Source organism: Streptomyces sp. NPDC038213 (assembly GCF_055600495.1).
On the sequence record NZ_JBVJYM010000025.1, the window covers coordinates 1 to 26,586 of the forward strand.

General features: G+C 74.6%; 18 protein-coding genes and 3 pseudogenes. 8 read left to right on the forward strand and 13 right to left on the reverse strand.

Translation table 11 applies throughout. The annotated features are described in order from the left end of the window. The 7 genes and pseudogenes from ACZ7JZ_RS26935 to ACZ7JZ_RS26965 form a co-directional block, all read right to left on the reverse strand. Positions 1-227, reverse strand: a pseudogene (locus ACZ7JZ_RS26935) (sulfate ABC transporter substrate-binding protein); the annotation flags it as partial. A gap of 343 nt (positions 228-570) precedes the next feature. Beyond that, a complete protein-coding gene (locus ACZ7JZ_RS26940) occupies positions 571-675 on the reverse strand; it encodes a putative leader peptide (protein ID WP_470943569.1) in 105 nt (34 codons plus the stop codon). A gap of 216 nt (positions 676-891) precedes the next feature. Beyond that, complete coding sequence (locus ACZ7JZ_RS26945; protein ID WP_470943571.1) at positions 892-1,350, reverse strand: RrF2 family transcriptional regulator; 459 nt, start codon at positions 1,348-1,350, stop codon at positions 892-894. Between the two features lie 86 nt (positions 1,351-1,436). Beyond that, positions 1,437-2,651 carry an acyl-CoA dehydrogenase family protein gene (locus ACZ7JZ_RS26950; protein ID WP_470943573.1) on the reverse strand — a complete coding sequence of 405 codons (1,215 nt, stop codon included), beginning with the start codon at positions 2,649-2,651 and terminating at the stop codon, positions 1,437-1,439. A gap of 207 nt (positions 2,652-2,858) precedes the next feature. Continuing rightward, a pseudogene (metX, locus tag ACZ7JZ_RS26955) lies at positions 2,859-4,004 on the reverse strand (homoserine O-acetyltransferase MetX); the annotation flags it as partial. 80 nt (positions 4,005-4,084) lie between these two features. After that, positions 4,085-5,413, reverse strand: a complete 1,329-nt coding sequence (locus ACZ7JZ_RS26960; RefSeq protein WP_470943574.1) for a bifunctional o-acetylhomoserine/o-acetylserine sulfhydrylase — start codon at positions 5,411-5,413, stop codon at positions 4,085-4,087. Between the two features lie 97 nt (positions 5,414-5,510). Next, positions 5,511-6,971, reverse strand: a complete 1,461-nt coding sequence (locus tag ACZ7JZ_RS26965) for a hypothetical protein (RefSeq protein WP_470943576.1) — start codon at positions 6,969-6,971, stop codon at positions 5,511-5,513. Between the two features lie 642 nt (positions 6,972-7,613). Between ACZ7JZ_RS26965 and ACZ7JZ_RS26970 the strand changes: the two genes are divergently transcribed. From ACZ7JZ_RS26970 to ACZ7JZ_RS26980, 3 genes are all read left to right on the forward strand, one after another. Continuing rightward, positions 7,614-10,295 (forward strand): FG-GAP repeat domain-containing protein, encoded by a 2,682-nt coding sequence (locus ACZ7JZ_RS26970; protein ID WP_470943577.1) that lies wholly within the window; start codon positions 7,614-7,616, stop codon positions 10,293-10,295. A gap of 167 nt (positions 10,296-10,462) precedes the next feature. Next, complete coding sequence (locus ACZ7JZ_RS26975; protein WP_470943578.1) at positions 10,463-11,278, forward strand: MBL fold metallo-hydrolase; 816 nt, start codon at positions 10,463-10,465, stop codon at positions 11,276-11,278. Between the two features lie 351 nt (positions 11,279-11,629). Then, positions 11,630-12,916 carry a sulfite oxidase gene (locus ACZ7JZ_RS26980; RefSeq protein ID WP_470943579.1) on the forward strand — a complete coding sequence of 429 codons (1,287 nt, stop codon included), beginning with the start codon at positions 11,630-11,632 and terminating at the stop codon, positions 12,914-12,916. Positions 12,917-12,971: 55 nt separating this feature from the next. Here the strand turns inward: ACZ7JZ_RS26980 and ACZ7JZ_RS26985 are convergent. The 5 genes and pseudogenes from ACZ7JZ_RS26985 to ACZ7JZ_RS27005 form a co-directional block, all read right to left on the reverse strand. Continuing rightward, positions 12,972-14,553 (reverse strand): annotated as a pseudogene (locus ACZ7JZ_RS26985) (phytoene desaturase family protein). Positions 14,554-14,648: 95 nt separating this feature from the next. After that, the gene (locus ACZ7JZ_RS26990; RefSeq protein ID WP_470943580.1) at positions 14,649-14,816 is read right to left on the reverse strand and encodes a hypothetical protein; all 168 of its coding nucleotides are present in this window, start codon (positions 14,814-14,816) and stop codon (positions 14,649-14,651) included. A gap of 104 nt (positions 14,817-14,920) precedes the next feature. Then, positions 14,921-15,685, reverse strand: coding sequence for a short-chain dehydrogenase/reductase (locus ACZ7JZ_RS26995; RefSeq protein WP_470943581.1), 765 nt, complete (start codon positions 15,683-15,685; stop codon positions 14,921-14,923). A 271-nt stretch (positions 15,686-15,956) separates the two neighbouring features. Beyond that, the gene (locus ACZ7JZ_RS27000; RefSeq protein ID WP_470943583.1) at positions 15,957-16,844 is read right to left on the reverse strand and encodes a hypothetical protein; all 888 of its coding nucleotides are present in this window, start codon (positions 16,842-16,844) and stop codon (positions 15,957-15,959) included. A 359-nt stretch (positions 16,845-17,203) separates the two neighbouring features. Then, positions 17,204-18,511 (reverse strand): ROK family protein, encoded by a 1,308-nt coding sequence (locus ACZ7JZ_RS27005; RefSeq protein WP_470943585.1) that lies wholly within the window; start codon positions 18,509-18,511, stop codon positions 17,204-17,206. 172 nt (positions 18,512-18,683) lie between these two features. Here ACZ7JZ_RS27005 and ACZ7JZ_RS27010 point away from each other — a divergent pair, with 172 nt between their 5' ends. The 4 genes from ACZ7JZ_RS27010 (at position 18,684) to ACZ7JZ_RS27025 (ending at position 23,392) form a co-directional block, all read left to right on the forward strand. Next, positions 18,684-19,991: an ABC transporter substrate-binding protein gene (locus ACZ7JZ_RS27010; protein WP_470943587.1), complete on the forward strand. Its 1,308-nt coding sequence runs from the start codon at positions 18,684-18,686 to the stop codon at positions 19,989-19,991. A gap of 8 nt (positions 19,992-19,999) precedes the next feature. Continuing rightward, entirely contained in the window at positions 20,000-21,007 is a 1,008-nt protein-coding gene (locus tag ACZ7JZ_RS27015; protein WP_470943589.1) for a carbohydrate ABC transporter permease, read from the forward strand. Then, entirely contained in the window at positions 21,000-21,917 is a 918-nt protein-coding gene (locus ACZ7JZ_RS27020) for a carbohydrate ABC transporter permease (RefSeq protein ID WP_470943591.1), read from the forward strand. The genes ACZ7JZ_RS27015 and ACZ7JZ_RS27020 overlap by 8 nt, the downstream gene beginning before the upstream one ends. A 92-nt stretch (positions 21,918-22,009) precedes the next feature. Continuing rightward, the gene (locus ACZ7JZ_RS27025) at positions 22,010-23,392 is read left to right on the forward strand and encodes a GH1 family beta-glucosidase (RefSeq protein ID WP_470943592.1); all 1,383 of its coding nucleotides are present in this window, start codon (positions 22,010-22,012) and stop codon (positions 23,390-23,392) included. Between the two features lie 37 nt (positions 23,393-23,429). On the opposite strand, the gene ACZ7JZ_RS27030 is transcribed toward ACZ7JZ_RS27025, so the two are convergent. Then, positions 23,430-24,170, reverse strand: coding sequence for a class I SAM-dependent DNA methyltransferase (locus ACZ7JZ_RS27030; RefSeq protein WP_470943594.1), 741 nt, complete (start codon positions 24,168-24,170; stop codon positions 23,430-23,432). A 208-nt stretch (positions 24,171-24,378) separates the two neighbouring features. On the opposite strand from ACZ7JZ_RS27030, the gene ACZ7JZ_RS27035 reads away from it, so the two are divergent. After that, positions 24,379-26,565 carry a discoidin domain-containing protein gene (locus ACZ7JZ_RS27035; RefSeq protein WP_470943596.1) on the forward strand — a complete coding sequence of 729 codons (2,187 nt, stop codon included), beginning with the start codon at positions 24,379-24,381 and terminating at the stop codon, positions 26,563-26,565. Positions 26,566-26,586: the final 21 nt, after the last annotated feature.

The following is a 26,586-nucleotide window of genomic DNA, read 5'->3' on the forward strand; positions in this document are numbered from 1 at the left end:
AGGCCTTCCTGGACGCCGACCAGCGCGGTGGCGTGGGTCAGGTTGGGGAAGTAGCCGACGCGGACGGTGTCGGCGGAGAGCTTCTTGCCGGTCGCCGCGGCGTTCGCGTTGTCGCTCTTCTCCTCCTTGGCGGCGTCCGAACCGTAGCCGCAGGCGGTCAGGAGGAGGGGGAGGGAGGCGACGACGGCGAGGGAGCGCAGGGTGCTGAGCGATCTGGCGGCAGACACGGAGGTGTCCTTTCACGGGATGGCGTACGAGGTACGGGGTTCGGGATGCGGGACGAGGGATTCGGGATATGAGATGCGGGTGGCCCGTGACGGCCGGGCCGGGGGACGGGCAGGCAGCGCTGTCCGCTTGCAGCCGCGCGGGTCGGCGGTGCGGAGCGGCGGGGTGCGGGAGCCGGTCGGCCGGAGGGTGACGGGCCGGAAGGCGGAGGGCCGGGGGCCGGCCAGCTGCGGGAGGGCGCGCGGGCGGCGCGGGCACCGGGTGCGCGGCGCGGGCTGCGCGGCGTACGGCGGTGTCTGCGGGCCGGGTGCGTCCCGGTCGGTCGCCCTGCGGCGGCCGCGTCCGTCAGGCGGGCCGACAGATGGCGCTGGAGGTGCGCAGCAGGTCGATGTGCCGACGGGAGGTCAGAGGCATGGTCCGGCCTGCGTGGTTCAGGTTCTGCACGGCCATCTCCGCCTCTCATTCCTAGTTTTCCTACCGGGCTGGTAGGCATATTGGCAGAGGGGGAGGGGCGAGCCCAAGAGGCAGACCATATGTTGGACGGATCGGTCTCAGGATCCGGGAAGTCGCAGGTGGGAGGGGTGGTGAAGGGGCGCGCGAGAGCGTGCGGAGCGGCGCAGAACGGATCGGGTCAGAACTGCCCGTACCCGTACGGAACCGGACGGATCAGGGGTTGGTCCAAGCCCCCGGGGTTTCGGCCAGTGAGGTCACGTCGGCGGGCAGGCGGGCGGACGCGACGTCGGCGAGGGTGACGCGGTCGAGGATCTCGCGCACGTTGGCCCGCAGCGCCACCCACAGGGGGAGCAGCGACTCCGCGGGGCCCGTGTACGACAGGTCGGGCGGCCGGACGCCGCGCACCGAGACGAGCGGGCCGTCCACGATGCGGATCACGTCCGCGATGCTGATGGAGTCGGCCGGCTTCGCCAGCCGGTAGCCGCCGTTGCCCCCGCGCTGGCTGAGCACCAGGCCGCCCCGGCGCATGTCGTTCAGGATGCCTTCGAGGAACTTGTGCGGGATCTCCTGGGCGTCGGCGATGGCCTCCGCCTTCACCGGTACGCCGTCATGGGAGGCGGCGAGCTGCAGTGCCGCCCGCACCGCGTAGTCCGCCCTGGCTGAAATCCGCATGGGGCCATTATCCCGTACGCCCCCGGCCCGGCCTCCCGTGCCCAGCCGTAGGATTTCATCCGCTTCGTACCGGTCTGTCCTGCGCCTCAGCCGAAGGCGGCCACCGCGCGCTGCGAGCCGTACAGGTAGTGCTCGCCGATGGAGCGCAGCCGGTGCGCGACGGGGCGGTGGGCGGTGAGGGCGCGGGCGTTGCGCCAGAAGCGGTCCAGCCCGGGGGCGTCGGCGAGTTCCAGCACCCGGGTGGTGATGTGCAGGGAGGCCTTCGAGGTCACCGCCTCGGCGGTGGCGACCAGGGCGGCGACCCCCGCGGGTTCGTCGGCGTGCAGCAGCGCGCCCGGTGCGAGGGCCTGGGCGGTCACCCCGGTGGCCCGGTCGACCACGGCGGTCGCGGTCTGCACGGCGGAGGCGAGCTCCCCGTACGTCAGCAGCAGGTCCGGGTCCTCCCCGGGCAGCCGGCGCGCGCGGGCCCCCCGGCTGAGGTCGCGGACCTCCGCGAGGGCCCCCTCCGCGTTGCCGAGGGCCACATGGCACAGCGCGAGCCGCAGCGCGGGCTCGGCGAGGGCGGTGAAGGGCGCCGTCGACTCCTCGTCGTGCGGGCGGCTGCCGAGCACCTGCCGGCGCGCCACGGCGACCTGCTCGAAGACGACCTCGCCCGCTCCGGCGACCCGCTGCCCCAGCCGGTCGCGGGCCGGCTCCACGCCCACGCCCCGCGCAGCGGGCGGGATCCGGACGACCAGCACCTCGCCGGTCGCGGTACAGACGGCGTCCACGACGATCTGGTCGGCGACGTCCACGGCCGTCTCCACGGACCGGCGCCCGTCCAGGACGTAGCCGGAGCCGCGCGGGCGGAGGGTGAGCTCCGGGGCCTCCGCGGGCTCGTGGGGCCCGGGGGTGCGGACCGTCCCGGTCCACAGCCAGTGCTCGCGCACGGACTCCTCCTCCAGGGCGGCTGCGTGCTGGTGGTGCTGGTGACCCGCGTAGAAGCGGCCGCTCCAGGCGTGCACGTAGTGGCGGGCGAGGAGGTCGCCGACGGAGCTGTCGGCGGTGGACACCTCCCGGATGACGGCGCATCCGGTACGCCAGTCCGTACCGCGCCCGGGGCCGGGAGGGGTGAGTGCCGCCAGCAGCCCCGCCTCGCGCAGCCGGGCGGCCTCGTCGGTCGGCGGCCTGCCGGCCTGGTCGCGGACGATGGCGTCCGCGGCGAGGTCGTCCGCGACGTCGCGGGCGGTACGGAGCACGGCGCGCTGCTGCTCCTCGGCGGGCGGGAGGCCGCCGGCCGGAGCCTTGACCGCGCGGCTCACCGGGAGGCCCGGGTGCAGCAGTTTCGGGGCAGACCGCGGTTCACCGGATCCCCACCTTTCCCATCGGATTGATAGGAATACTTGCCCGAACTCTCCTGCCCGGCAAGGGTGCGACCAAATGACGGACAGTCGGGTCTCAGGATGAGAGACCGCTCCGAGGGCCGGGCCCGCCGCTGACGCCTCCCCGGGGCGAACCGGCCCGCCTCCTCAGGTGAACTTGCCCGCGTCCGCCAGGAGTTCCGCCACCAGCGCGCCGACCTGCCCGGTCTCCAGCAGGAAGCCGTCGTGCCCGTACGGGGAGCGGACGGTGCGGACCCCGTCCGCGGACGGGATCCCGTCCGCCAGCTCCTCCTGCTGCGCCAGCGGGTACAGCCGGTCGGAGTCCACCCCGGCCACCACCGTCCGGGCCCGCACCCGGCCCAGGGCCCCGCGCACACCGCCCCGGCCCCGCCCGACGTCGTGCCCGTTCATGGCCTCGGCCAGGGTCACGTAGCTGCCCGCGTCGAACCGCCGGACCAGCTTGGCGGCCTGGTGGTCGAGGTACGACTCGACGCCGTACCGCCCGCCGAGCCCCGGCTCCTCCCCGTCCTGGGCCCGCTGCCCGAAGCGGGCCTGCAGCTCCCCGGCCGAGCGGTAGGTGATGTGGGCGATGCGGCGGGCGATGCCCAGCCCCGCGTGCGGGCCCTGCCCGGGAGCGGCACCGTGGTAGTCGCCGCCCCGCCAGTGCGGGTCCGCGCGGATCGCGTGCACCTGCGCCGAGGCCCACGCGATCTGCTCCGCGCTCGCCGCGGCCGGACAGGCCAGCAGCAGCAGCGAGGCCACGCGCGCCGGTTCGCCCACCGCCCACTCCAGCGCCCGCATCCCGCCCATGGACCCGCCGACCACCAGCGCCCACCGGGCGATGCCCAGCGCATCGGCCAGCCCGGTCTCGGCGCGCACCTGGTCGCGCTGGGTCAGCCGCGGGAAGGCGCCGCCCCAGGGCCGGCCGCCGGGGCCCGCGGCGGCCGGGCCCGTACTCCCCTGGCAGCCGCCGAGCACGTTCGGGGCCACCACGAACCACCGGTCGGTGTCCAGCGCCCGCCCCGGCCCCACCAGCGCGTCCCACCACCCCGCCGTCGGATGGCCGGGACCCGCGGGCCCGGCGACGTGGCTGTCGCCGGTCAGCGCGTGCAGGACGAGCACCGCGTTCGAGCGGTCCGGGGCGAGCCGCCCCCAGGTCTCGAACGCCAGCCGCACCTGCGGCAGCACGGCCCCCGACTCCAGCACCAGCGGCCCCGCCCCCCGGTACCACCGGCGGCGCCCCGCCGGATCCCCCTCCCGCCACGCACCGGTGGCGGGAGGGAGCGGCGAGGCGGGAGGCGGGGTGGCCGGGGCGGAGGCCCCGGGAGCGGGGCCGGCGGGGCCGGGGCGGTCGGGTTCGGCTGCGGCGGGGCTCAGGACGCCGCCTTCGCCGCCCGGAACCCGGCCTCCAGATCGGCCCTGAGGTCGGCCGCGTCCTCGATGCCCACCGACAGCCGGACCAGCCCCGGCGAGGTCCCCGTGGCGGCTAGCTGCGCCTCGTCGAGCTGGCTGTGGGTGGTGGAGGCCGGGTGGATGACGAGGCTGCGCACGTCCCCGATGTTCGCGAGGTGGCTGAACAGCTCAAGCCCGTCCACGAACCGCCGGCCCGCCTCGACCCCGCCCCGCAGCTCGAAGGAGAGCACGGCCCCGGCCCCGCGCGGCAGGTAGCGGCGCCCGGCCTCGTACCAGCGGTTCGACGGCAGCCCGGGGTAGTGCACGGCGGCGACCTCGTCGCGCTGTTCGAGCCACTCGGCCAGCGCCTGGGCGTTCGCCGAATGCCGCTCCAGGCGCAGGCTCAGCGTCTCCACGCCCTGGAGGAGCAGGAAGGCCGAGTGCGGGGCGATGGCGGGGCCGAGGTCGCGCAGCAGCTGCACGCGCAGCTTCGCGGCGTACGCCCCCGGGCCGAGGGCGGGCCAGTAGCGCAGCCCGTGGTAGCTCGGGTCGGGCTCGGTGAACCCGGGGAACCGCTCGCCGTGCGCCCCGAAGTCGAAGGTGCCCGCGTCGACCACCACCCCGCCGAGGGTGGTGCCGTGCCCGCCGAGGAACTTGGTGGCCGAGTGGACGACGACGTCGGCCCCGTGCTCGATGGGGCGCAGGAGGTACGGCGTGGGCACGGTGTTGTCGACGATCAGCGGGAGCCCCGCCGCGTGTGCGGTGTCGGCGACCCCGCGGACGTCGAGGACGTTGCCGCGCGGATTGCCGAGGGTCTCCGCGAACAGGGCCTTGGTGTGGGGCCGTACGGCGGCCCGCCAGGCGTCGAGGTCGTCGGGGTCCTCGACGAACGACACGTCGATGCCGAACTTCGGCAGGGTGTGCCGGAAGAGGTTGTACGTGCCCCCGTACAGGGACGCGCTGGAGACGATGTGGTCGCCCGCCGAGGCCAGGTTCAGGATCGCGAGGGTCTCCGCGGCCTGCCCGGAGGCGAGGGCGACGGCGGCCGCGCCGCCCTCCAGGGAGGCGATGCGCGCCTCGAGGGCGTCCTGGGTGGGGTTGTGGATGCGCGTGTAGATGTTGCCCGGCTCGGCGAGGGAGAACAGGTCGGAGGCGTGCGCGGTGTCGCGGAACACGAAGGACGTCGTCTGGTAGATGGGCACCGCGCGGGCGCCGGTCGCCGGGTCGGGGGCGGTGCCGGCGTGCAGCTGCCGGGTCTCGAAGGACCAGGCGGGTGCGGGGGCGCCGGCGGCAGGGGCGGGCTGGCTCATGGGTCTCCTCGGAGGTGCGGGCGGGTGGGCGGGGGCGGGGCGGGGGGTTCCGTATCTCGGCTTCGGCTTCGGCCGGGCGCTCCTCCGAACTCCCTTGTCAGCGGCGGGAGATGCGGACCACGCCGGTGTCGGTGCCCTGGTAGAGGGTGCCGTCGGGGGAGGCCGTCCCGCGCATCTGGAGCGGGTTGTAGACCAGCCCGATGCCCAGGAACGTGCTCGCGGCCTGGCGTCCGGTGGCCGGGTCGATGACGGAGTGGTGGTACTGGGCGAAGGTGTTGAGGCCCGCGCTGCCGGTCGGCCCGGTCACGGACACCGTGTAGATCTTCCCGTCGGCGAGGGAGAGCCGGGGCAGCGCGGCGGACTTCACGCCGCTGTTCCAGACCAGGTCGCAGCCCGTGCCCTCGGCGTTGACGTCGACCCGGCTGAGCCCTCCGTCGAAGTTCGCCGACGCGGGCTGGCTGGCCGGTGCCCCCTCGGGCAGGGCCGGGTACGGGTACCCGTACGTGTTCGTCACGAAGACGCTGCGTCCGGAGGCGATGACGGCGTCCTCGGTGCCGCTGCGCGCGTGCTGGGTGAGCACGGGGATCCGGCAGACCGGGTCCGCGCCGCCCGCGGTCCGGTAGACGAGCAGGTTCCCGTGCGGGGCCGCGTTGTCGACGATGGTGACGTACTCGGTGCCGGTGGCCGGGCCGAAGAAGCTCGGGGTGGTGCCCGTACCCCAGCTGAGCTGGCCGGGCTTGCGGGCCGGGCCGCGGTCGTAGGGGGCCCGCCACTCCACGACGGGGGTGCCGTCGGGGGCGGCCGACAGCAGGTACAGGGCGTGGTCGGTGGCGACGGCGGTGCGGCCGGGGACGGTGGAGATGCTGTTCTGGACGCCCTCGCCCGTGCTGATGCTGCGTACCGCGCCGGTGCCGGTGTCGACCGTGCCGATCACTCCGCCGCTGGTGGCGAACCAGACCCTGCCGTCCCAGGCGGGGGTCAGGCCGACGATGTTGTCTCCTGCGGGGACGGCGTCGCCGAGGGGGGTGGACTGGTCGATGCGCAGCGCCCAGCCGGAGGCGGTGCGGTGGTGGCCGATGCGCAGGAGGCGGTTGTCCGCGTCGACGACGACGATGCGGTCCTCGTGGTCGAGGTAGGCGTAGACGCCGCCGAAGAGGCTGCCCTTGGGGAGGGCGAGCGAGGCGAGGTCGGCCCCCGTGGCGGGGTCGAGCAGGTGGACGGTCGGGGTCCTGCCGAAGATCGTGGTGCACAGGGCGAGCACGTAGCCGTCGCTGCCCACGACCACGGTCGGGCAGGCCGAAGCCAGCGCCGTGCGGGAGTAGTTGACCGCTCCTGTGCCCGGACCCGGGTACGGCGTGGTGCCGCTGGAGGCGCTGTCGCCGTGCATGGTGGCGGCTCCGTTGGCCGCGGTCACCGGGTTCTGCGGGGGCTGCGGGCCGAACGGCGGGCCGGCGTCGGCCGCGGCGGGCGTTCCGGCGAGGCCGGCGGCGCCGAGGGCCGCGGCGAGGGAGAAGGCGAGCAGGGCGAGGCGCCCGCCCGCGGGCAGGGGGATCGGCATCGGGGGTCCTTGGGAGCGCTGCGGACACGGGGTGGGGGGTACGTCGCACGCCGTGCACGTCGTACGGCGTGCACGCCTTGCGTCGTACGGGTAGCGGGCCGCGGCCGCCCGCCGGGGCGGGGCCGGACAGCACTGCCAGGCGTGGTGCGGTGCGACGGCGCGGGATGTGGCGGGGCGGGATGTGGCGGGGCGGGGTGCGCAGTGCCGGGCCTCGTGGGCCCGGCACGCTGCGGAAGCGACGGCCTGCGGCCGAGGGTGCGACCGGGCCCGGGCTCCGCGGGCGGTCGCCCCGCGGAACCGTTCGACGCCGAAACTAGCCGCCGCCACCCGGCTCCGGATCTTCTCCGCCCACCGGGCCACGCACTGTTCACGCAGTTCACGCGCCCGCAGCACGCGGGCAACACGGGCTACACCGGACTGCACGGCAGGCGACGGCAGCTCGCGGCAGCTGAGTCGAGCCGACGGCTGCCCCCGAGCGGGCCGCCGCCCGCCGGCCGCGCGCCCGGCACCCCCGGCCGACGGTGTGAGCAGCGCCTCAGACACTCCGTACAACCCTCCCGCCCCTCCCGTGATCGAACAGGTGACCACTGCACGACTGCACCACCGCACCGCTCCATTTCACGGGGGAAGGAACCACCCGCCATGGCCGACCAGGCCCGCACGCACCACCGCGCCCAGACCCGCGGCCGCCTCGCCGCGGCCGTCACGACCGTCGCACTCGTCGTATCCGGCGGCGCCCTCGCCCCGCTGTCCACCGCCACCGCGGCCCCTGTGCCCGCCCCGGCCCCGGCCGCCGCGCCCGCGGCCGGGCCCCTGGCCCCGTGGAACACCGCCCAGCCGGTGAACAGCCCGCTCGCGCGGTACGGTGCGACGGAGCTGGCCCTCGCCTCCGACGGCACCGCCGTGGCCCTCTGGAACGAGCTGGCCGCCGACGGCAGGCGCACCCTGCACGGTTCCGTGCGCGGGGCCCGCTCCGAGGTCTGGGCCCCGGACACGCAGCTGGCCGCGACCCCGACCGGCCGCGGCGACATCACCCTCGTCACCGGTACCGACGGAGCCGTCACCGCCCTGTGGACCGAGTACCCCGAGGACGTACCCGGGAAGGACGGGTCCGCGAAGGACGTACCCGGGAAGGGGGGGCTCGCAAAGGGCGGGCCCGCCACCGCCGCCCGCCTGATGACGGCCACCGTCACCGGCGGGACCTGGTCGAAGCCGCGGCCGGTCCTCGACGCCGCCGCCGGGAAGGCCGTCACCGGCGGCCGCCTCGCCGCCGGTCCCGGCGGCACCCTCACCGCCGTCTGGGCCGCCCGGCCCGCCGGCGCGGAGACCGGCTGGACGGTGGAGACCGCCTCCCGCGCCGCCGACGGCAGCTGGTCCCGGCCGGTGACGGTGGCCACCGCCCCGGCCCCGGGCGAGCGGGTCGACGGCCCCGACGCGGCCGTCGACGCCCGCGGCACCACCGTGGTCGCCTACCGGCGCACCTCCCCGCAGGGGGTCCCCTCGATCGAGACCGCGACCCGTACGGCAACCGGCCCCTGGAGCGCCCCGGCGCAGCTGGCCGCCCCGGAGGCCGACCTCGCGGCCCCCCGCATCGGTACCGGTGCGGACGGCACCACGGCCGTCACCTGGAGCAGGACCGACGGCCACTACTTCACCGAGGTGTACGCGGCGGTCCGCCGCCCGGGGGCCGGCTGGTCGGCGCCGCAGGAGATCCCCCGGTCGTCCGCCGAGGTGTCCTTCCCCTCCCCGCAGCCGTTCGTCGCCCCGGACGGGGACGTCGCGGTCGTCTGGAGCGACGCCCTCAACCTCGGCGACGACATCTCCAGCGCCGTCTACGCCGCCGTCCTGCCGGCCGGTGCCACCGAGTGGCCCGCGACCCGGGGGCTGTCCCGGGGCGGCTGGAACGCCGCCCCGCACGCCTCCATGGCGCCCGACGGCACCCTCCGCGTGATCTGGGAGACCGAGGTGGACGGGCCGGCCGACACGTGGCGCCGGGCCGCCGCCGAGAGCGTCCGCAACCCCGTGACCGACACCTGGAGCGAACAGCGCCTCCTGCCCATCGAGGACTTCGCCAAGGGCGGCAGGATCACCACGAGGATCGCGGCCGGCCCCGACGGCACGGCTACCGCCCTCTGGCACGACTCCGTCCCGCGCGCCGGGCACGCGCCCGTACCCGGCCGCCTGTGGAGTACGCGGACCAGCACCGATCCCGCCCTCGCGGTGACCGGCTCCTCGGTCCCGGCATCCGCCGCCCTGGCGGGCAGCACGGCCGCCACCAGGGCCTGGCAGCCGCAATGGAAGCTGAACCGGCCCGTCTCCTCCTGGTCCCTGACCCTGAAGGACCCCGCAGGCCGGACCCTGCGCACCCTCAGCGGCGGACTCTCCGGATACCCCCTCACGCCGGTGTGGAACGGCCGTACGGACTCCGGGGCCGTCGCCCCGAACGGCCCGCTGACCTGGACCCTCGAGGCCACCGCCGTCACCAGCCCCGACGCGGCCGTCCTGGCCTCCGGCAGGCTGACCGTCACCGGCGGCGCCGCCGTCCACCGCGACTTCGGCGGCCGCGCCCGCATCCCCGACGGCACCGCCGACTTCCTCCAGACCACCGCCGCCGGCACCCTCCGCACCGCCTACGGCAACCCCGCCACCGGCAACTTCAGCGGCAGCAGCACCAGCACCGGCTGGCCCAAGGGCTTCCGCCCGGTCCCCTTCGGCGACACGAACGGCGACCGCTGCAACGACACCCTGGTCCGCCTCGCCACCGGTGAGATGCGCCTCTACACCCCCGCCTGCGGCGAGGCCCCCAAGCCCACCACCCAGCACAAGGTCCTCGGCAAGGGCTGGAACGCGTACGACGTCCTCACCTCCCCCGGAGACGTCACGAAGGACGGCCGCCCCGACCTGATCGCCCGCGACCCCGGGACCGGCGGCCTGTACCTCTACACCACCACCGCCTCCGGCATCCTCGCCCCGCGCGTCCTGCTGAGCACGGCCTTCAAGGGCTACAAGAAGATCGTCGGCGCGGGCGACCTCACCGGCGACGGCACCGGCGACCTCCTCCTCCAGGACAAGGCCAACGGCTTCTGGCGCATGAACGGCCTCGGCAACGGCAAGTTCGCCCCCCGCGCCCTCCTCGCCAAGGACTGGGGAGACGCGTACGACACGGTCGTCGGCGCAGGCGACCTCACCGGCGACGGCCGCTCCGACCTCCTGGCCCGCGACACCACCGGCGCCGTCTGGCGCTGGTCCGGCACCGGCAAGGGCACCTTCACCACCAAGACGAAGATCGCCACCGGCTGGCAGGTCTACAACGGGGTCCACTGACCCCGGACACCGCCCCCGGCCGGCCCGGCGACCCCGGGCCGGCCGGCCGCTCCGCAGAGCAGCACCGCCCACGGCGGCCGCAGCCCCCCGTGATGCGGTGCGGCCGGGCCGCAAGCACGATGGAAGGGTCTCTGCACGTCGTGGGGGGCCGTGGGAGTGAGTGGGCCATGTCCATCGTGAAGGCCGGATCCGACGTCACCGTGCTCGCCGATCACCTCGAGGTGCCCGGGCTGGGGTTCCTCGCCGTCAACGCCTTCGTCCTGCACGCCGCCGAGCCCGTGGTCGTGGACACCGGGCTCAGCCTGCCCGACCGGGACTTCCTGGCGCGGCTGAGCGAGGTGATCGATCCGGCGGACGTCCGGTGGATCTGGCTGACCCACCCCGACCGGGACCACACCGGCGGGCTGTTCGCGCTGATGGAGGCGGCGCCGCGGGCTCGGGTGGTCACCACGTTCATCGGCGCGGGGATCATGTCCACCGAGCGGCCGCTGCCGATGGACCGGCTGTGGTTCCTCAACCCCGGACAGTCCCTCGACGCCGGCGACCGCACCCTGCACGCCTTCCGGCCGCCGCTCTTCGACAACCCGGCCACCGTCGGCTTCTACGACGACCGCTCCGACACCTGCTTCAGCTCGGACTGCTTCGGCGGCCCGATGCCCTCCGCCGAGCTGGCCGACGGGGGCGAGGCCGGGGCCGTGGACGCGGAGCAGCTGCGCGCCGCCCAGCTGCTGTGGGCCTCGGTCGACAGCCCGTGGGTGGCGACCGCCGACCCGGACAAGTACCTCGCCACCGTACGGCCGCTGCGCGAGATGGACGCCGGGCGGGTGCTCTCCACCCACCTGCCGCCGGCCACCGGGCTCACCGCCCGCATGGTCGACACCCTGAGCAGGGCCCCGGACATCGACCCCTTCGTGGGCCCCGACCAGGCCGCCCTGGAACAGATGCTCGCGGGCTTCGAACGGGCCGCGCCGGCCGCTGCGTGAACCGCGGCCCGGTCCCCGAAGGGGGGGAAGGGGGACCGGACCGCGACGGGGCCGGGCCCCGTACCCCGTACCGAGGGCGCCCGGCGCCGGGGACCGGACGACCTCCCGCCGTCCCCGACCGCCCCGAACCTAGCCGCCCCCGCCCACCCCCGCGGGCGGGATCCCCTCCCCTTACGGCTGCGCTAAGGACCTCTTAAGGAGACCCCCTGGGAGGGGGAGGGCGCGCGGGGGCTGCGAGGAGGGTGCGTTGCGGGGGTGTTGCAGGTTCGTGGACATCGGGGGCGGGCTGTTCCCGCAGGTGGGGGCGGCACTCTACGGTCCGTCGGGAATCACGACCGAGGAGCGTGCGCCATGCCCGTCGACCCGATGGACGAGAGCCAGTACGACCGGGCGCGCCTGCGCCAGTGGGCGCGCGGTCGCGCCCGTTCCGCCGGATTGGAGCGCCGCGACCTGCTCCGGCTGTTCGCGGCCGGGGCCGCGGCCGCGGGGCCGCTGGGTCTGGGCGCCGCCGCACCGGCGGGTGCGGCCGGGGCGGCTGCTCCCGCCACCGCCGCCGCGCCCGGCATCGTGAAGGCCCTGCCGCCCGAGCTGTTCACCGTCCGCGGCACCAACGCCGAGACCAATTTCGCCGCCCTCCGGGGCACCGGCCACCTCACCCCGCTGGACCGGTTCTTCGTCCGCAACCACACCACCACCCCCCGCATCGCCCCCGCCGACTGGAAGCTGACCGTCTGGGGCGACGCCCTGGCGGGCGGCGGGCCGGTCGAGTTCTCGTACGAGCGGCTGCGGTCCCTGCCCGCCGTCGAACGGACCCTGTTCATCGAGTGCGCGGGCAACGGCCGCAGCTTCTACGCCACCCAGCAGGGCCAGGCCGTCACCGGAACCGCCTGGACCCTCGGCGCGATCGGCACGGCCCGCTGGCGCGGCGCCCGCCTCTCGGACGTGCTGCGCCGCGCCGGGATCAGCCGCCGCGCCGTGGACGTACTGCCCCGCGGCCTGGACGACGAGGTGGTCTCGGGCGGAGTGAACCTGGGGCGGGTGCGCCGCCCGCTGCCGGCCGCCAAGGCCCTGGACGACGTCATCCTCGCGTACGAGATGAACGGCGAGCCCCTGCCCGCCGACCACGGCGGCCCGGTCCGCGTCGTGGTGCCCGGCTGGATCGGCATCTCCTCCGTCAAGTGGGTCGGCGACATCGAGGTCAGCGCCCAGCCGCTCTACACCCCGTGGAACACCGACCTGTACCGGCTGTTCGGGCCCGGCCACCCGCCGGAGGGCAGCGCCCCGCTCACCCGCCAGACCCTCAAGAGCGCCTTCGAGCTCGCGTCGGGCGCGACCGTACCGGTCCACCGCCCGCACGTGCTGACCGGCCGCTCCTGGTCCGGCGCGGCGCCCGTGCGCCGGGTGGAGGTCAGCACCGACGGCGGGGTCCACTGGCAGCGGGCCCGCCTCCACGACGCCCCGCGCCGCGGCTCCTGGGTGCGCTGGTCCCTGCCGTGGACCCCGCGGGCCACGGGACCGACGGCCCTGCTGGCCCGCGCCACGGACGCCACCGGCCGCACCCAGCCCGACACGGCCGTCCACAACACCCAGGGCTACCTCTTCGACGCGGTCGTCCGGCACCCGGTCACGGTGGTCTGAGGAGGCGGCTGCCGTACCGGCGGCGTCCTGGTGCCCGTACCGGGGGCCCGCCCCGTCACCCGCGGCGCCGGTGCAGCCGCGGAGCGTGGCGGCGCAGTGCGGCGCGGGCCGCGTTGGCGCCCGGGGCGCCGTGCACGCCGCCGCCCGGGTGGGCGGACGCCGAGGCGAGGAAGAGGCCCTTCACCGGGGTGTCGGGGCGGCCCGTGCCGGGAACGGGCCGGAAGAACAGCTGCTGGTGCAGGGCGGCCGTACCGCCGTTGAGCGCCCCGCCGTGCAGGTTGGCGTCCATGGCCTCCAGGGTGGGCGGGGCCAGGACGCGCCGGCGCAGGACGTGCGACCGGAAGCCGGGCGCCCGGCGCTCGACCGCCTCCTCCATCCGGTCCGCCATCACCTCGCACTCGGCCGCGTCCCAGCGTCCCGTCAGGCCCGCGCCCCCCGCATCTCCCTTGATGCGGTGGGGGAGGTGCGTGTAAGCCCACGCCGATTCGGTGCCCGCGGGCGAGCGCCGGGCGTCGGCCGTGGTCATCTGCCCGAAGATGAGGAACGGGTCCTCCGGCACGAGCCCCGCCGCGATCCGGGCGGCGTACAGGGTCAGGCCGTCCACCCCGTCGGCCAGGTGGACCGTTCCGGCGCCGGCCGCCCCGCCGGCCGTCCACGGCACCGGTGCGTCGAGCGCCCAGTCCACCTTGAAGGTGGCCGCGTCCCACTGGAAGCGCCGCAGATCGCGCAGGAGCCGGTCCGGCAGGTGCTCCTCCGCGACGAGCGAGCCGTACAGGGCGGGGGCCGATACGTCGGCCAGGACCGCCCCGCCCGGCCGGCACCCGCTCCCCGGCGGCCGTCCGGACGCCCACGGCGCGCCCGCCGCGCACGGCCACCTCGACCACGGGAGTGCCGCACCGCACCGCCCCGCCCCTGTGCTCCAGCCGCCGCACCAGCGCGGCGGTGAGCTCACCGGCCCCGCCCGCGGGCACCGGGAAGCCGTGGTGCTGGCCGAGCATCGACATGAGCCACCCGTAGCCGCCGCTGCCGCTCGCCTCCGGCGACAGGTCGGCGTGCAGGGCGTTGCCCGCGAGGAGCACGGCACCGGCCTCGGCGCGGAACTCCTCCTCGCCGAGCCGCCGTACGGGCAGCACCAGCCGCCGTACGAGGCCGAGGCCCCCGGCCCGGCGCACGCGCCCCAGCAGCCGGGCGGCGGGCAGGACGGGCGGGAAGGGGGTGAACAGGGCGCGGACGATCTCGGGTCCGAGCCGGTCCCAGACCCCGCACAGGCCGGTCCAGGCCGCCCCGTCCCCCGCCGCGAACGCCTCCAGCGACGCGGCCGTGTCCCGGGGGAGCCGCTCCAGTACGGCGCACCGGCCGTCCGCCAGCGGATGCGCGAGCACGCGCGGCGCACGGCTCCAGACGAGCCCGTGCTGCTCCAGGCCGAGCGCGGAGATGACGGGGGAGGCCTCGGCCAGCGGGTAGAAGGCGCTGAACAGGTCGCTGACGTAGTCAGGGTGCACGCCGCGGTCGCTGCGTACGGCTCCGCCGGGTTCCGGCTGGGACTCCAGTACCTCCACGCTCCATCCGGCATCGGCCAGCAGGTTGGCGGCTACCAGGCCGTTGGGCCCGGCTCCGACGACCACCGCATCGGGCATCGCTCGCTCCTCGTGTCAGGGCCGCGGAGCCTCAGGGCCGCGGAGACCCTGGGCCGCGGAGACCCAGGGCCGTTGGACGGCGGGTCCGCAACGGGTCAGTGCAGGGGGCCGCTGCCGCCCCCGCCGGCCGCCCGCGGCGGTTCCGCGGCGCCGGGTCCACCGGGATCCGACTGCTCGACGACCTCGGCGAGCCGCCGGAGCATGGTGCGGTGGCGCAGCTGGATCAGCGCGTCCAGCGCGGCGTTGTGCAGGGCTCCGCCCATCCCGCGCAGGGGGTGCTCGACCAGACCCGTTCGGGTGCCGCCCTCACCAGGCGGTGCCGCGCAGCCATCGTTCCTCCCGGGGTCCGGAGTCGGGGATCGTGCCGTCAGGGGCGCCGTCCGGCACCGGAGGCCGGACGGCGCCGGGGTTCCGCGGCGGCGCCCCCGGGCCCGAGGAGGCCGGTGGCGGGCACGGGGGCGGCGCGGGCCGCGCGGCGTTCGATGCCGCGGGCCATCGCGTGCGCGAAGGGCGCGGTCCCGTACGTGACCGAGAGCGGCCAGGGCATGTGGGCCCGCAGCAGGGTGAAGGCCTCGGTCCCGTCGGCTGCCCGGATCATCCCGGTGTCCGCCCAGGCGAGGTAGGCGATGCCGACGTCCACGCCGCGGTGGGCCACCTCGGCGCGCAGGGCGTGCGCGAAGGACTCGGCCCCGGCCTTGGAGGCGCAGTACGCGGTGAGCAGCGGGGCGGGCGCGAAGGATGCCAGGGAGGCCACCTGGAGGTAGTACCCGCGGGTGAGCAGCAGGTCGGGCAGGAAGCAGCGGGCGGTCAGCGCGCTGCCGACCACGTTCACGTCCACGACCCGCCGCCAGTCCTCCGCCGTGCAGAGGGCGAGGGGGCCGCCGATGGCCACTCCGGCATTGGCCACGACCACCGAGGGCGGGCCGAGGGCGCAGCGGACGGAGCGGGCGGCCGCGGCGAGGGCGGCGGCGTCGGTGACGTCCACGGCCCAGTGGTCCGCCCGGCCGGGCAGCCGGGCGGCGACCCGGGCCAGCCGGTCGCGCTCCAGCCCGAGCAGTGCCACCCGGGCGCCGCGCAGGGAGAGGGCGTAGGCCAGTTCCTCCCCGAGGCCGCGGGCCGCGCCGGTGACCACGGCGACCCGTCCGTGGAGGGGGCCGGTGGGGCCCGCACCTCCCGGAGGGTGCCATCGGTGCCGTCGGCCGGTGGTCAGCATGACGCGCGTCTTCCCGCGGTGCCGGTGCTTACACGGCGGGCGGCGGGCGGCCGTGGGCGGTACGGGGCGGGGCCCGTGCGCGTACGGAAAAGGGGCGGCCCCGGCCCGGTGTGCAGGCCGGGGCAGCCCCCTGGGGTGTGGTGCTCCGCTCGGGTCGGGCGGGTCGGGCAGGTCAGACGGGTGGGGCGGGTCAGGCGTGCTTCCAGACCGGGGCGGTCTGGCGGGCGACGCCGTGGACGAAGTTGGAGAGGGTGCCGTTCGCGTTCAGGACGACGACGGTGTTGTCGCTCTGGAGGATCACGGACTTGCCCTGGGCGAAGTACGTCCAGTTGCTCCAGGCGCCGCGCGAGGTCATCTGGACTCCGTACAGGCCGTTCTTCTTCACGAGCCGGACCTTCGTGCCGCCCGCGACCTTGTACACGCCGAGCTTCGCGGACGCGGTGGTGGCGCCGGTCCAGCTGTGGACCTCGCCGTCGACGGTCAGGCGGACGTACCGCTGGCCGACCTTGCGGACGTCCTGGTAGGCCTGGGGCGCCGGGTGCAGGAAGCCGAGGCGCTTGCCGTTCTGGACGAGGTGCGAGCTGAAGAGCTGCGGGCCGGCCTTGTACGTCTTGACGGTCAGGCTGCCGTGCTTCGTCGTGGAGTGCAGGCGGCCGGCGGGGTTGCAGTCCTTCGGCAGCTTCGGGAACGCCGCGGCGGTCCACGGCGCGTCCCCGCCCTGCGAGCGCTGCTTGAACACGGGGGCGGTGGACAGGACCCCGTCGATCCGCAGCCCGGCGGCCGGGTCCTCCGGCTTGGTCTGGTCGACCACGGCCACGACCCTGCCGTCCCCGTCGCGCAGCTGGGCCCTGGCGCCGGTGTGCGCGCTGCTGGTCAGCTTGACCGTCAGGCCGCTGAACACGGACGGGATGACCCTGCTCTTGACGCAGTTCTCGGCGACCACCAGGGTGCGCGGGGGCGAGGCCTGCGGGGCTGCGGGAGCGGGGGAAGAGGCCGCGAACGCCGCGCTCGGAGCGGCGGCCACCGCTGCTCCGAGGAGGGCGAGGGCGGCGGTGGTGGCGCGGAGGGTGGTGCGCATGACGACTCCTTGGTGCATGGGTGGTGTTGAAGGAGAGCCGTATGCCGTGGTCTCTTCCGGTGGAGGCCGTCGAGCTCGGGCTGCTGGCTGCAGGAACGAAGTTAGTGATCTTGTGGGTTGGAATGGTCCGGTCCGCGTCACAGCCCTGTGACAGCCCGCTGCCCCGACGCGCCTCCGCCTCAGGACAGGCAGTCGGCGACCAGTCCGGCGAAGGACTCCGGGGTGTGGACCTCCACGCCGAGTCCGGCCGCCTTCACCGCCTTCGCGCCCGGCCTGCCGCCGGCCCGCCCCCCCGGCCTGACCGCGGCCCGACGGCCGCCCGGTGACGGGTCAGCCCGTGCCCGGGGACCCCGCCGCCCTCACGGCGAGACCCGGTCCCGCAGTGCCGTCTGCCAGGCCGGGGCCGGGGTGGTCGGGGCCGGTTCGGGGCGGCGGCCGCCCTGGGCGAAGAAGTCGACCAGGGGCAGCAGTCCGGCGCCGATGGTGACCGCCTCCGGCCCGAGCGTGCCCAGCGCGATCCGGGTCCGGCTGCCGGGGTGGCGCAGGGCGTACGCGCGGGCGTAGTCGGCGACCGAGGCGAGGAAGCGCTCGCCGAGCTGGAGTCCGGCCCAGCCGCCGACGAGGATCCGCTCGGGCCGGAAGAGGTTGATCAGGTCGGCCATGCCGGCGCCGAGGTACTCGGCGGTCTCGTCGAGGACCGCGAGCGCCGTGGGGTCGGGCTCCCGGCCCGGTTCGGCGGGCTGGGCGGCGGCGAGCATCGCCGTCAGGGCCGTCTCCTCGTCCGCCCCCGGGGGCGGTTCGCCGCCCGCCTCGCGCCACCGCTCCAGCAGGGCCTCCGCGCCCGCGTACGCCTCCAGGCAGCCCTGGGCCCCGCAGCGGCAGCGCCGCCCCCGGACCCGTACCGTCAGGTGGCCCCATTCCAGCGCCTGCCCGGGTCCGAGCGGGTCGGCGACCACGCACGCGCCCACGCCGGAGCCGAACAGCACCGCCACCGCGCTGCCCGCGCCGCGCCCCGCGCCGAACCACATCTCGGCCTGGCCGAGGGTCTTGGCGCCGTTCTCGATCCGGTACGGGACCTCCGCGGGGAGGTCGACGCTCTCGCGCAGCAGCCGCTCCAGGGGGACGGCGTCCCAGCCGATCGTCTGCCCGTGCACCACCGCGCCCGCCTCCGCGGAGAGCTCCACGATGCCGGGTACGCCGATCCCGACCCCGAGCAGCCGCTGCGCGGGCACCCCGGCCCCGCGCAGCACCTCCGCGATGCCGTCCCGCAGGTGCTCCACGACCACCGCCACCTCGTACCGGGCGGTCCGCGGCCCGGAGGGTGCCAACGGGCGCTCCGTACGCGCGAGTTCGGTGAGGGCGAGGTCGAAGAGCTCGATCCGGACCCGGGTCTCGCCGACGTCCACGCCGATCATGCAGCCGCTGCCCGGCGCGATCCGCAGCAGGGTGCGCGGGCGGCCGCCGGCGGAGTCCACGCTGCCGGCCTCCTCGACCAGGTGCTCGGCGACCAGCTCCGCGACCACGTTGCTGATCGAGCCCGAGCTGAGCCCCGTCGCGGGGCCGAGCATGAGCCGGCTCATGGGGCCGTCGAAGTACAGCTTCCGCAGCACCGCGGTCCGGTTCTCGCGCCGCAGGTCGCGCACCGTGCGGCCACTTTTCGCGTGCACTGTCGTCCCCGTCCGTCGTAGTCGTCCCCTGAAACATACCCGTACGCCAACCCTTGACGCACCCTTCTCGTGGGGTTTAACTCACATCCTAAATTAAGCCGACGCGGTGCGGGTGGTCCGGGAACTCCCCCTGTCGGCGACCCTGCCATCCCCCTGAAAGGGCCCAGGAGCCATGCGCAGAATCAGAGCCGCCGCCACGGGTGCCGCCACCCTCTCCCTCCTCCTCACCGCGACCGCGTGCAGCGGCGGCGCGGAGGGCGGCGCCGGCGGACCCAGGACCCTCACCTACTGGGCCTCCAACCAGGGCTCCAGCCTGGAGGTCGACAAGAAGGTCCTCCAGCCCGAGCTCGACGCCTTCGAGAAGCAGACCGGCATCAAGGTCAAGCTGGAGGTGATCCCGTGGTCCGACCTCCTCAACCGGATCCTCACCGCCACCACCTCCGGCCAGGGCCCCGACATCCTCAACATCGGCAACACCTGGAGCGCCTCCCTCCAGGCCACCGGCGCCCTGCTGCCCTGGGACGCGAAGAACCTCGACGCCATCGGCGGCAAGGGCCGGTTCGTCGACTCGGCCCTGGGCTCCACCGGCGCCCCCGGCCAGGACCCCGCCGCCGTACCGCTCTACTCGATGGCCTACGCCCTCTACTACAACAAGAAGATGTTCGAGGAGGCAGGCATCGCCCAGCCCCCGCGGACCTGGGACGAGGTCGTCGCCGCCGGCAAGAAGCTCAGCAGGGACGGCAAGTGGGGGCTCGGGGTCGAGGGCTCCAACCTCTCCAACAACATCCACCAGGTCTTCGTCCTCGCCAAGCAGCACGGGGCCGACTTCGTCACCCCCGACGGCGAGCCCGCCTTCACCTCCGACGGGGCCGTCGCCGCCGTCAAGCAGTACGTCGACCTCATGGCCACCCACAAGATCGTCGCCCCCGGCAACGCCGAGTACGCCCAGAACCAGTCCCTCAGCGACTTCGCCAAGAACCGGACCGGCATGGTGCTCTGGCAGACCCCCGCCCAGACCTTCGCCGCCCAGGGCATGGCCGAGGACGCGTGGGGAGTCGTCCCCGCGCCCGTCGCCTCCGGCGCCCCCGGCAGCGGTACGGCCGTCAACTCCATGGTCGCCGGCATCAACATGGCCGTCTTCAAGAACACGAAGAACCTCGACGGCGCCCTCAAGTTCGTCAAGTTCATGACCAGCAAGGAGGAGCAGACCGTCCTCAACAAGGCCTACGGCTCCGTCCCCCCGGTCAAGGACGCCCAGCAGGACCCCGCCTTCTCCGGCCCGTCCCTCGCCGTCATCCGCGACACCCTCGCCACCAGCGCCGCCGCCCTCCCGCAGGTGCCCGAGGAGTCCCAGTTCGAGACGGTCGTCGGCACCGCCGTCAAGGAGCTCTTCGCGGACGCCGCCGCCGGCCGCCCCGTCACCACCGAGTCCGTCCGGGCCGAGCTCGACAAGGCCCAGCAGCAGATGCCGAAGAAGTAGGCCCGCCCATGAGCCAGGCCGCCGCCACCCCCGTACGGGAACCCGCCGCGGGCAGGGCACCGGCACCGCGGACGGCACCCGGAGGGGCGCGCACGCCCCGCCGCTCCGGGCGCCGCCGGACCGTACTGCCGTACCTCTTCCTGCTGCCCGCCCTGCTCCTCGAACTCCTCGTGCACCTCGTGCCGATGCTCATGGGCATCGCCATGAGCTTCAAGGAGCTCACGCAGTTCCACATCCGCAACTGGGCCGCCGCCCCCTGGGCCGCGCTCGACAACTACGCCGTGTCCGTGGACTTCGACGCCGCCGTCGGCCGGTCCCTCCTGAAGTCCTTCCTGACCACCTGCCAGTTCACCGTGCTGTCCGTCGCCCTGTGCTGGCTGCTCGGCACGGCCGCCGCCGTCCTCCTCCAGGAGCAGTTCCGCGGCCGGGGCCTGCTGCGGACCCTCTTCCTCGTCCCCTACGCCCTGCCCGTCTACGCGGCCGTGATCACGTGGGCGTTCATGTTCCAGCGCGACAACGGGGTCGTCAACCACGTCCTGCACGACCAGCTCGGCATCGGCGACGCCCCCGCCTTCTGGCTCATCGGCGACAACAGCTTCTGGGCCCTGCTCGCCGTCTCCGTCTGGAAGGGCTGGCCCTTCGCCTTCCTCACCGTCATGGCCGGACTCCAGAACATCCCCCGCGACATGTACGAGGCCGCCGCCCTCGACGGGGCCGGCGTCTGGCAGCAGATCCGGCACATTACCCTGCCCTCGCTGCGCCCCGTCAACCAGGTCCTCGTCCTGGTCCTCTTCCTGTGGACCTTCAACGACTTCAACACGCCGTTCGTGCTCTTCGGCAAGGCGGCACCCGAAGCCGCCGACCTGATCTCCCTCCACATCTACCAGTCGTCCTTCCAGACCTGGAACTTCGGCACCGGCTCCGCGATGTCGGTCCTCCTCCTGCTCTTCCTCCTCGCCGCCACCGGCGGCTACCTCCTGCTCACCAGCCGCGGAAGGAAGGCCCCGGATGCCTGACACCGCCACCGCGAAGACCGCCGCCCCCGCGAAGGCCGCCCCGCGGGGTCCGGCTGGCCCCCGCTCCCCGATGGCCCCGCCCCCCTCCTTCCTGTGGACCCGGCGCGTGGTCCTCACCCTGCTCACCGCCTTCGTCCTGCTGCCCGTCTACGTGATGGTCTCCAGCTCCCTCAAGCCGCTCGCGGACGTCTCCGGCAGCTTCGAGTGGATCCCCTCCACGCTCACCCTGCGCCCGTACGCCGACATCTGGGAGACCGTCCCGCTCGCCGACTACTTCGTGAACTCGATCGTCGTCGCCGGCGCCGCCACCGTCTTCTCCGTCGCCGTCGCGATCCTCGCCGCGTACGCCGTCTCGCGCCACGAGTTCCGCGGCAAGCGGGTCTTCACCCTCACCGTCCTGTCCACGCAGATGTTCCCCGGCATCCTCTTCCTGCTGCCGCTCTTCCTCATCTACGTCAACATCGGCAACGCCACCGGCATCGCCCTCTTCGGCTCCCGCGAGGGCCTGGTCCTCACCTACCTGACCTTCTCGCTGCCCTTCTCCATCTGGATGCTCACCGGGTACTTCGACTCGATCCCGCGCGAGCTCGACGAGGCCGCCAAGGTCGACGGCTGCGGACCGCTGCGCGCCCTCCTGCGCGTCATCGTGCCCGCCGCCCGCCCCGGCATCGTCGCGGTCGCCGTGTACGCCTTCATGACCGCCTGGGGCGAGGTGCTCTTCGCCTCCGTCATGACCGACGACACCACCCGCACCCTCGCCGTCGGCCTCCAGGGCTACGCCACCCAGAACGACGTCTACTGGAACCAGGTGATGGCCGCCTCCCTCGTGGTGAGCGTGCCCGTCGTCGCCGGGTTCCTGCTGCTCCAGCGCTACCTCGTCGCCGGGCTCACCGCGGGCGCCGTCAAATGACGGCCCCGCCCGCGCCGGCTCCCCCCGCGCCCGCCCTGCCCGCGCCCCCGCCCGCCCGACTGCCGACCCCACCGACCACGAAGAGGTCCCCCGTGTCCGAACCCACCTTCCCCCAGCTCGACTTGGAGGCCTTCCCGCCGTCCTTCGCCTGGGGCACCGCGACCTCCGCCTACCAGATCGAGGGCGCCGTCGCCGAGGACGGCCGCGGCCCCTCCATCTGGGACACCTTCTCCCGCGTCCCCGGCGCCGTCGACAACGGCGACACCGGCGACACGGCCTGCGACCACTACCACCGCTGGCGCGAGGACATCGCCCTCGTCAAGGAGCTCGGCGCCGACACCTACCGGCTGTCCGTCGCCTGGCCCCGCGTCCTGCCCGGCGGCGACGGCCCCCTCAACCCCGCCGGACTCGGCTTCTACGACCGCCTCGTCGACGGGCTCCTCGGCGCCGGGATCACCCCCTGCGTCACCCTCTACCACTGGGACCTCCCGCAGGCCCTCCAGGACCGCGGCGGCTGGACCTCCCGCGACACCGCAGGGCACTTCGCGGACTACGCCGCCGCCGTCGCCGGACGCCTCGGCGACCGCGTCACCCGCTGGACCACCCTCAACGAACCCCTCTGCTCCGCCTGGATCGGCCACCACCAGGGCCTGATGGCCCCCGGCCTGACCGACCTGACCGCCGCCGTCCGCGCCTCCTACCACCTGCTCCTCGCCCACGGCCTCGGCACCGCCGCCATCCGCGCGGCCGCCCCCGGCGCCCGCGTCGGCCTCGTCACCAACCACTCCACCGTCGAACCCGCCTCCACCCGCCCCGAGGACACCGCCGCCGCCGTCCGCGCCGACGGGCACAGCAACCGGTGGTTCCTCGACCCGGTCTACGGGCGCGGCTTCCCCGCCGACATGCGCGAGCTGTACGGAGTCGAACTCCCGGAAAAGGAAGGCGACTTGACGGCAATCGCCGCGCCGCTCGACTGGCACGGGCTCAACTACTACTTCCCGGTCACCGTCGCCGACGACCCCGCCGGCCCCGTCCCCCACGCCCGCGAGGTCCGCCTGCCCGGCGTACCCCGCACGGCCATGGACTGGCCCGTCGAGGCGGCCGGCCTGGAGAGCCTGCTGCTGCGCCTCACCGAGGAGTACGGCGTGCGCGAGCTCTTCGTCACCGAGAACGGCTCGGCCTACCCCGACGCCGCCGGACCCGACGGCTCCGTCCACGACCCGGACCGCGCCCGCTACCTCGAACAGCACCTCGCCGCCTGCGCGCGCGCCCTGCGCAAGGGGGTCCCGCTCGCCGGGTACTACGCCTGGTCGCTCCTGGACAACTTCGAATGGGCCTACGGCTACGACAAGCGCTTCGGGCTCGTCCACGTCGACTACGCCACCCAGAAGCGCACGGTGAAGACCAGCGGCAGGCGCTACGCCGAGATCGTCCGCGCCCACCGGGCACTCGCCCGCGGGGCGCACGGGGCCTGAACCCCCGCCGGCCCGACGCCGGCCGCGCCCACCGGCCTCAGAGCGGCTTGCGCCACACGGAGACGTGCTTCGCGGAGTCCTGGGTGAACGGCGTCCCGTCCCAGTCCGCGAGGCGCAGCTCCGGCTCCAGCCCGGCGATCCGGGCCATCAGGTCCAGCTCGGCGGGCCAGGCGTACCGGTGCCGCGAACTCTCGCGGCGGTAGGGCCCGTCCCCGCCCTCGCGGGTGAAGTGGTGCGATACCAGGAGCTGTTCGACCAGGTCGAAGGTGTCGAAGCCGACGTGCGGCCCGGACACGTCGAACGGGACCGCCAGCTGCCCGGGCGGCAGGAACCGCAGCGGCGGCACGGTCAGTTCGACGAGGAAGCGGCCGCCGGGCTCCAGATGGCGGGCGGCGTTGCGGAAGCACTCGACCTGCTCGTCCTGCGTGAGCAGGTTCGAGATCGTGTTGTAGACCAGGTAGACGAGCGAGAACGCGCCCGGGACCACGGTGGTCGCCATGTCCCCGACCGTCACGGGCAGCACGTCCTCGGCGACCTTGCGCCGCAGTACCGCGGTCATGTGCGGGGACAGCTCGATGCCCGCGACCGGTACGCCGCGCTCCCGCAGCGGGACGCCCACGCGCCCGGTCCCGATGGCGAACTCCAGGGCCCTGCCGTCCCCGGCGAGTGCGGCCAGGAAGTCCAGGGCCGGGCCGAGGGCGGCGGCCGTGGAGGATTCGGCCTCCTCGGCGTCGTAGCGCTCGGCGGTCTCGCGGTCCCACAGCTCACTGCTCGTCACGGGCGGCCACTCTGCCGGGCGCCGCGCTGTCCTGTCGACCCGATTTCCGCGGACCGGCGGCCCGTTCCGTCCTGCCGCGCATCGGATCGATGCTTAATGCAAGACAAAAGAAAAGGCGTGTCGCACGTCTTGACCGTCCTCCCCGAACGCTTGCAAGGTTTCGGGGAGCGCTCTCCCCCGTGTCCGCCACACCCCACCGAGGAGACCCATGTCCTCCCTTGGGAACCCGCCGCCCCGTCGGCGCCCCCGCCCCACCCCCCGCCGCACCACGGCCGGCGCCCTCGCCGCCGCCCTGGCCGCCACCCTCCTCGCGGCCCTCCCCGCCACCACCGCCCAGGCCGCCGAAACCCTGCTCTCCCAAGGCCGCCCGGCCACCGCCTCCTCCCTCGAAGGCGCGGTCTTCCCCGCCTCCGCCGCCGTGGACGGCAACCCCGGCACCCGCTGGTCCAGCCAGTGGCAGGACCCCCAGTGGCTCCAGGTCGACCTCGGCGCCAGCCGGCAGCTCAGCCGGGCCGTCCTCACCTGGGAGGCCGCCTACGGCCGCAGCTACGAGATCCAGGCCTCCGACGACGGCACCTCCTGGCGCACCGTCACCGCCGTGCCCACCGGCGACGGCGGCACCGACGAGGTCGCCCTCACCGGCTCCGGCCGCTACGTCAGGATGAGCGGCCTCACCCGCGCCACCGGATACGGCTACTCCCTCTGGGAGTTCCAGGTGTACGGGTCCACCGACGGCACCGGCCCCCAGCTGCCCGGCGGCGGCGACCTCGGCCCCAACGTGCACGTCTTCGACCCCGCCACCCCCGGCCTCCAGGCCAAGCTGGACGCCGTCTTCCAGGAGCAGGAGTCCGCCCAGTTCGGCCCCGGCCGCCACGCCTTCCTCCTCAAGCCCGGCACGTACAGCGGCCTCAACGCCCAGCTCGGCTTCTACACCCAGATCGCCGGCCTCGGCGTCCGCCCCGGCGACACCACCGTCAACGGGGACGTCACCGTCGACGCGGGCTGGTTCGGCGGCAACGCCACCCAGAACTTCTGGCGCGGAGCCGAGGGGCTCACCCTCAACCCCGTCAGCGGCACCGACCGCTGGGCCGTCTCCCAGGCCTCCTCCTTCCGCCGGATGCATGTCAAGGGCGGGCTCAACCTCGCCCCCAACGGCTACGGCTGGGCCTCCGGCGGCTACATCGCCGACTCGAAGATCGACGGCCAGGTCGGCAACTACTCGCAGCAGCAGTGGTACACCCGCGACAGCTCCATCGGCGGCTGGTCCAACAGCGTCTGGAACCAGGTCTTCTCCGGCACCGAGGGCGCACCCGCCAACACCTTCCCCGAACCCCGCTACACCACCCTCGACACCACCCCGGTCTCCCGCGAGAAGCCGTACCTCATCTGGGAGGACAACCAGTACAAGGTGTTCGCCCCCGCCAAGCGGACCAACGCCCGCGGCACCACCTGGGCGAACGGCACCCCCCAGGGCGAGAAGATCCCCCTCGACCGCTTCTACGTCGTCAAGCCCGGCACCACCGCCGCCACCATGAACCAGGCCGTCCAGCAGGGCCTGCACCTGCTGTTCACCCCCGGCGTCTACCACGTCGACCGGCCCGTCGAGATCACCCGCGCGGGCACGATCGTCCTCGGCCTCGGACTCGCCACCCTCATCCCCGACAACGGCGCCGCCGCCGTGAAGGTCGCCGACGTCGACGGGGTCCGCCTCGCCGGATTCCTCATCGACGCCGGACCCGTCAACTCCCCGGTCCTGCTCGAACTCGGCCCGCAGAACTCCGCCGCCGACCACGCGGCCAACCCGACCACCGTCCAGGACGTCTACATCCGCATCGGCGGCGCCGGCCCCGGCAAGGCCACCACCAGCATGGTCGTCAACAGCGACGACGTCATCGTCGACCACACCTGGGTCTGGCGCGCCGACCACGGCGAGGGAGTCGGCTGGGAGACCAACCGCGCCGACTACGGCGTCCGCGTCAACGGCGACGACGTCCTCGCCACCGGCCTCTTCGTCGAGCACTTCAACAAGTACGACGTCGAGTGGTACGGCGAGCGCGGCCGCACCATCTTCTTCCAGAACGAGAAGGCCTACGACGCCCCCAACCAGGCCGCCATCCAGAACGGCACCGGCAGGGGCTACGCCGCCTACCGCGTCGACGACTCCGTCACCACCCACGAGGGCTGGGGCATGGGCAGCTACTGCTACTACAACGTCGACCCCACCATCCGGCAGGACCACGGCTTCAAGGCCCCCGTCACACCCGGCGTGAAGTTCCACAGCCTGCTCACCGTCTCCCTCGGCGGCAACGGCCACTTCGACCACGTCATCAACAGCACCGGCGCTCCCACCCAGGGCACCTCGACCGTCCCGTCCACGGTCGTCAGCTTCCCGTGACCCCCCGGCCGGGGCGCGGCC

Excerpts from the sequence above, each read along its gene's own strand:
- ACZ7JZ_RS26940 (WP_470943569.1), bottom strand. The coding sequence starts at position 675 with ATGGCCGTGCAGAACCTGAACCACGCAGGCCGGACCATGCCTCTGACC.
- ACZ7JZ_RS26945 (WP_470943571.1), bottom strand. The coding sequence starts at position 1,350 with ATGCGGATTTCAGCCAGGGCGGACTACGCGGTGCGGGCGGCACTGCAG.
- ACZ7JZ_RS26960 (WP_470943574.1), bottom strand. The coding sequence starts at position 5,413 with ATGAGCCAGCCCGCCCCTGCCGCCGGCGCCCCCGCACCCGCCTGGTCC.
- ACZ7JZ_RS26965 (WP_470943576.1), bottom strand. The coding sequence starts at position 6,971 with ATGCCGATCCCCCTGCCCGCGGGCGGGCGCCTCGCCCTGCTCGCCTTC.
- ACZ7JZ_RS26970 (WP_470943577.1), top strand. The coding sequence starts at position 7,614 with ATGGCCGACCAGGCCCGCACGCACCACCGCGCCCAGACCCGCGGCCGC.
- ACZ7JZ_RS26975 (WP_470943578.1), top strand. The coding sequence starts at position 10,463 with ATGTCCATCGTGAAGGCCGGATCCGACGTCACCGTGCTCGCCGATCAC.
- ACZ7JZ_RS26980 (WP_470943579.1), top strand. The coding sequence starts at position 11,630 with ATGCCCGTCGACCCGATGGACGAGAGCCAGTACGACCGGGCGCGCCTG.
- ACZ7JZ_RS26990 (WP_470943580.1), bottom strand. The coding sequence starts at position 14,816 with ATGGGCGGAGCCCTGCACAACGCCGCGCTGGACGCGCTGATCCAGCTG.
- ACZ7JZ_RS27000 (WP_470943583.1), bottom strand. The coding sequence starts at position 16,844 with ATGCGCACCACCCTCCGCGCCACCACCGCCGCCCTCGCCCTCCTCGGA.
- ACZ7JZ_RS27010 (WP_470943587.1), top strand. The coding sequence starts at position 18,684 with ATGCGCAGAATCAGAGCCGCCGCCACGGGTGCCGCCACCCTCTCCCTC.
- ACZ7JZ_RS27015 (WP_470943589.1), top strand. The coding sequence starts at position 20,000 with ATGAGCCAGGCCGCCGCCACCCCCGTACGGGAACCCGCCGCGGGCAGG.
- ACZ7JZ_RS27020 (WP_470943591.1), top strand. The coding sequence starts at position 21,000 with ATGCCTGACACCGCCACCGCGAAGACCGCCGCCCCCGCGAAGGCCGCC.
- ACZ7JZ_RS27035 (WP_470943596.1), top strand. The coding sequence starts at position 24,379 with ATGTCCTCCCTTGGGAACCCGCCGCCCCGTCGGCGCCCCCGCCCCACC.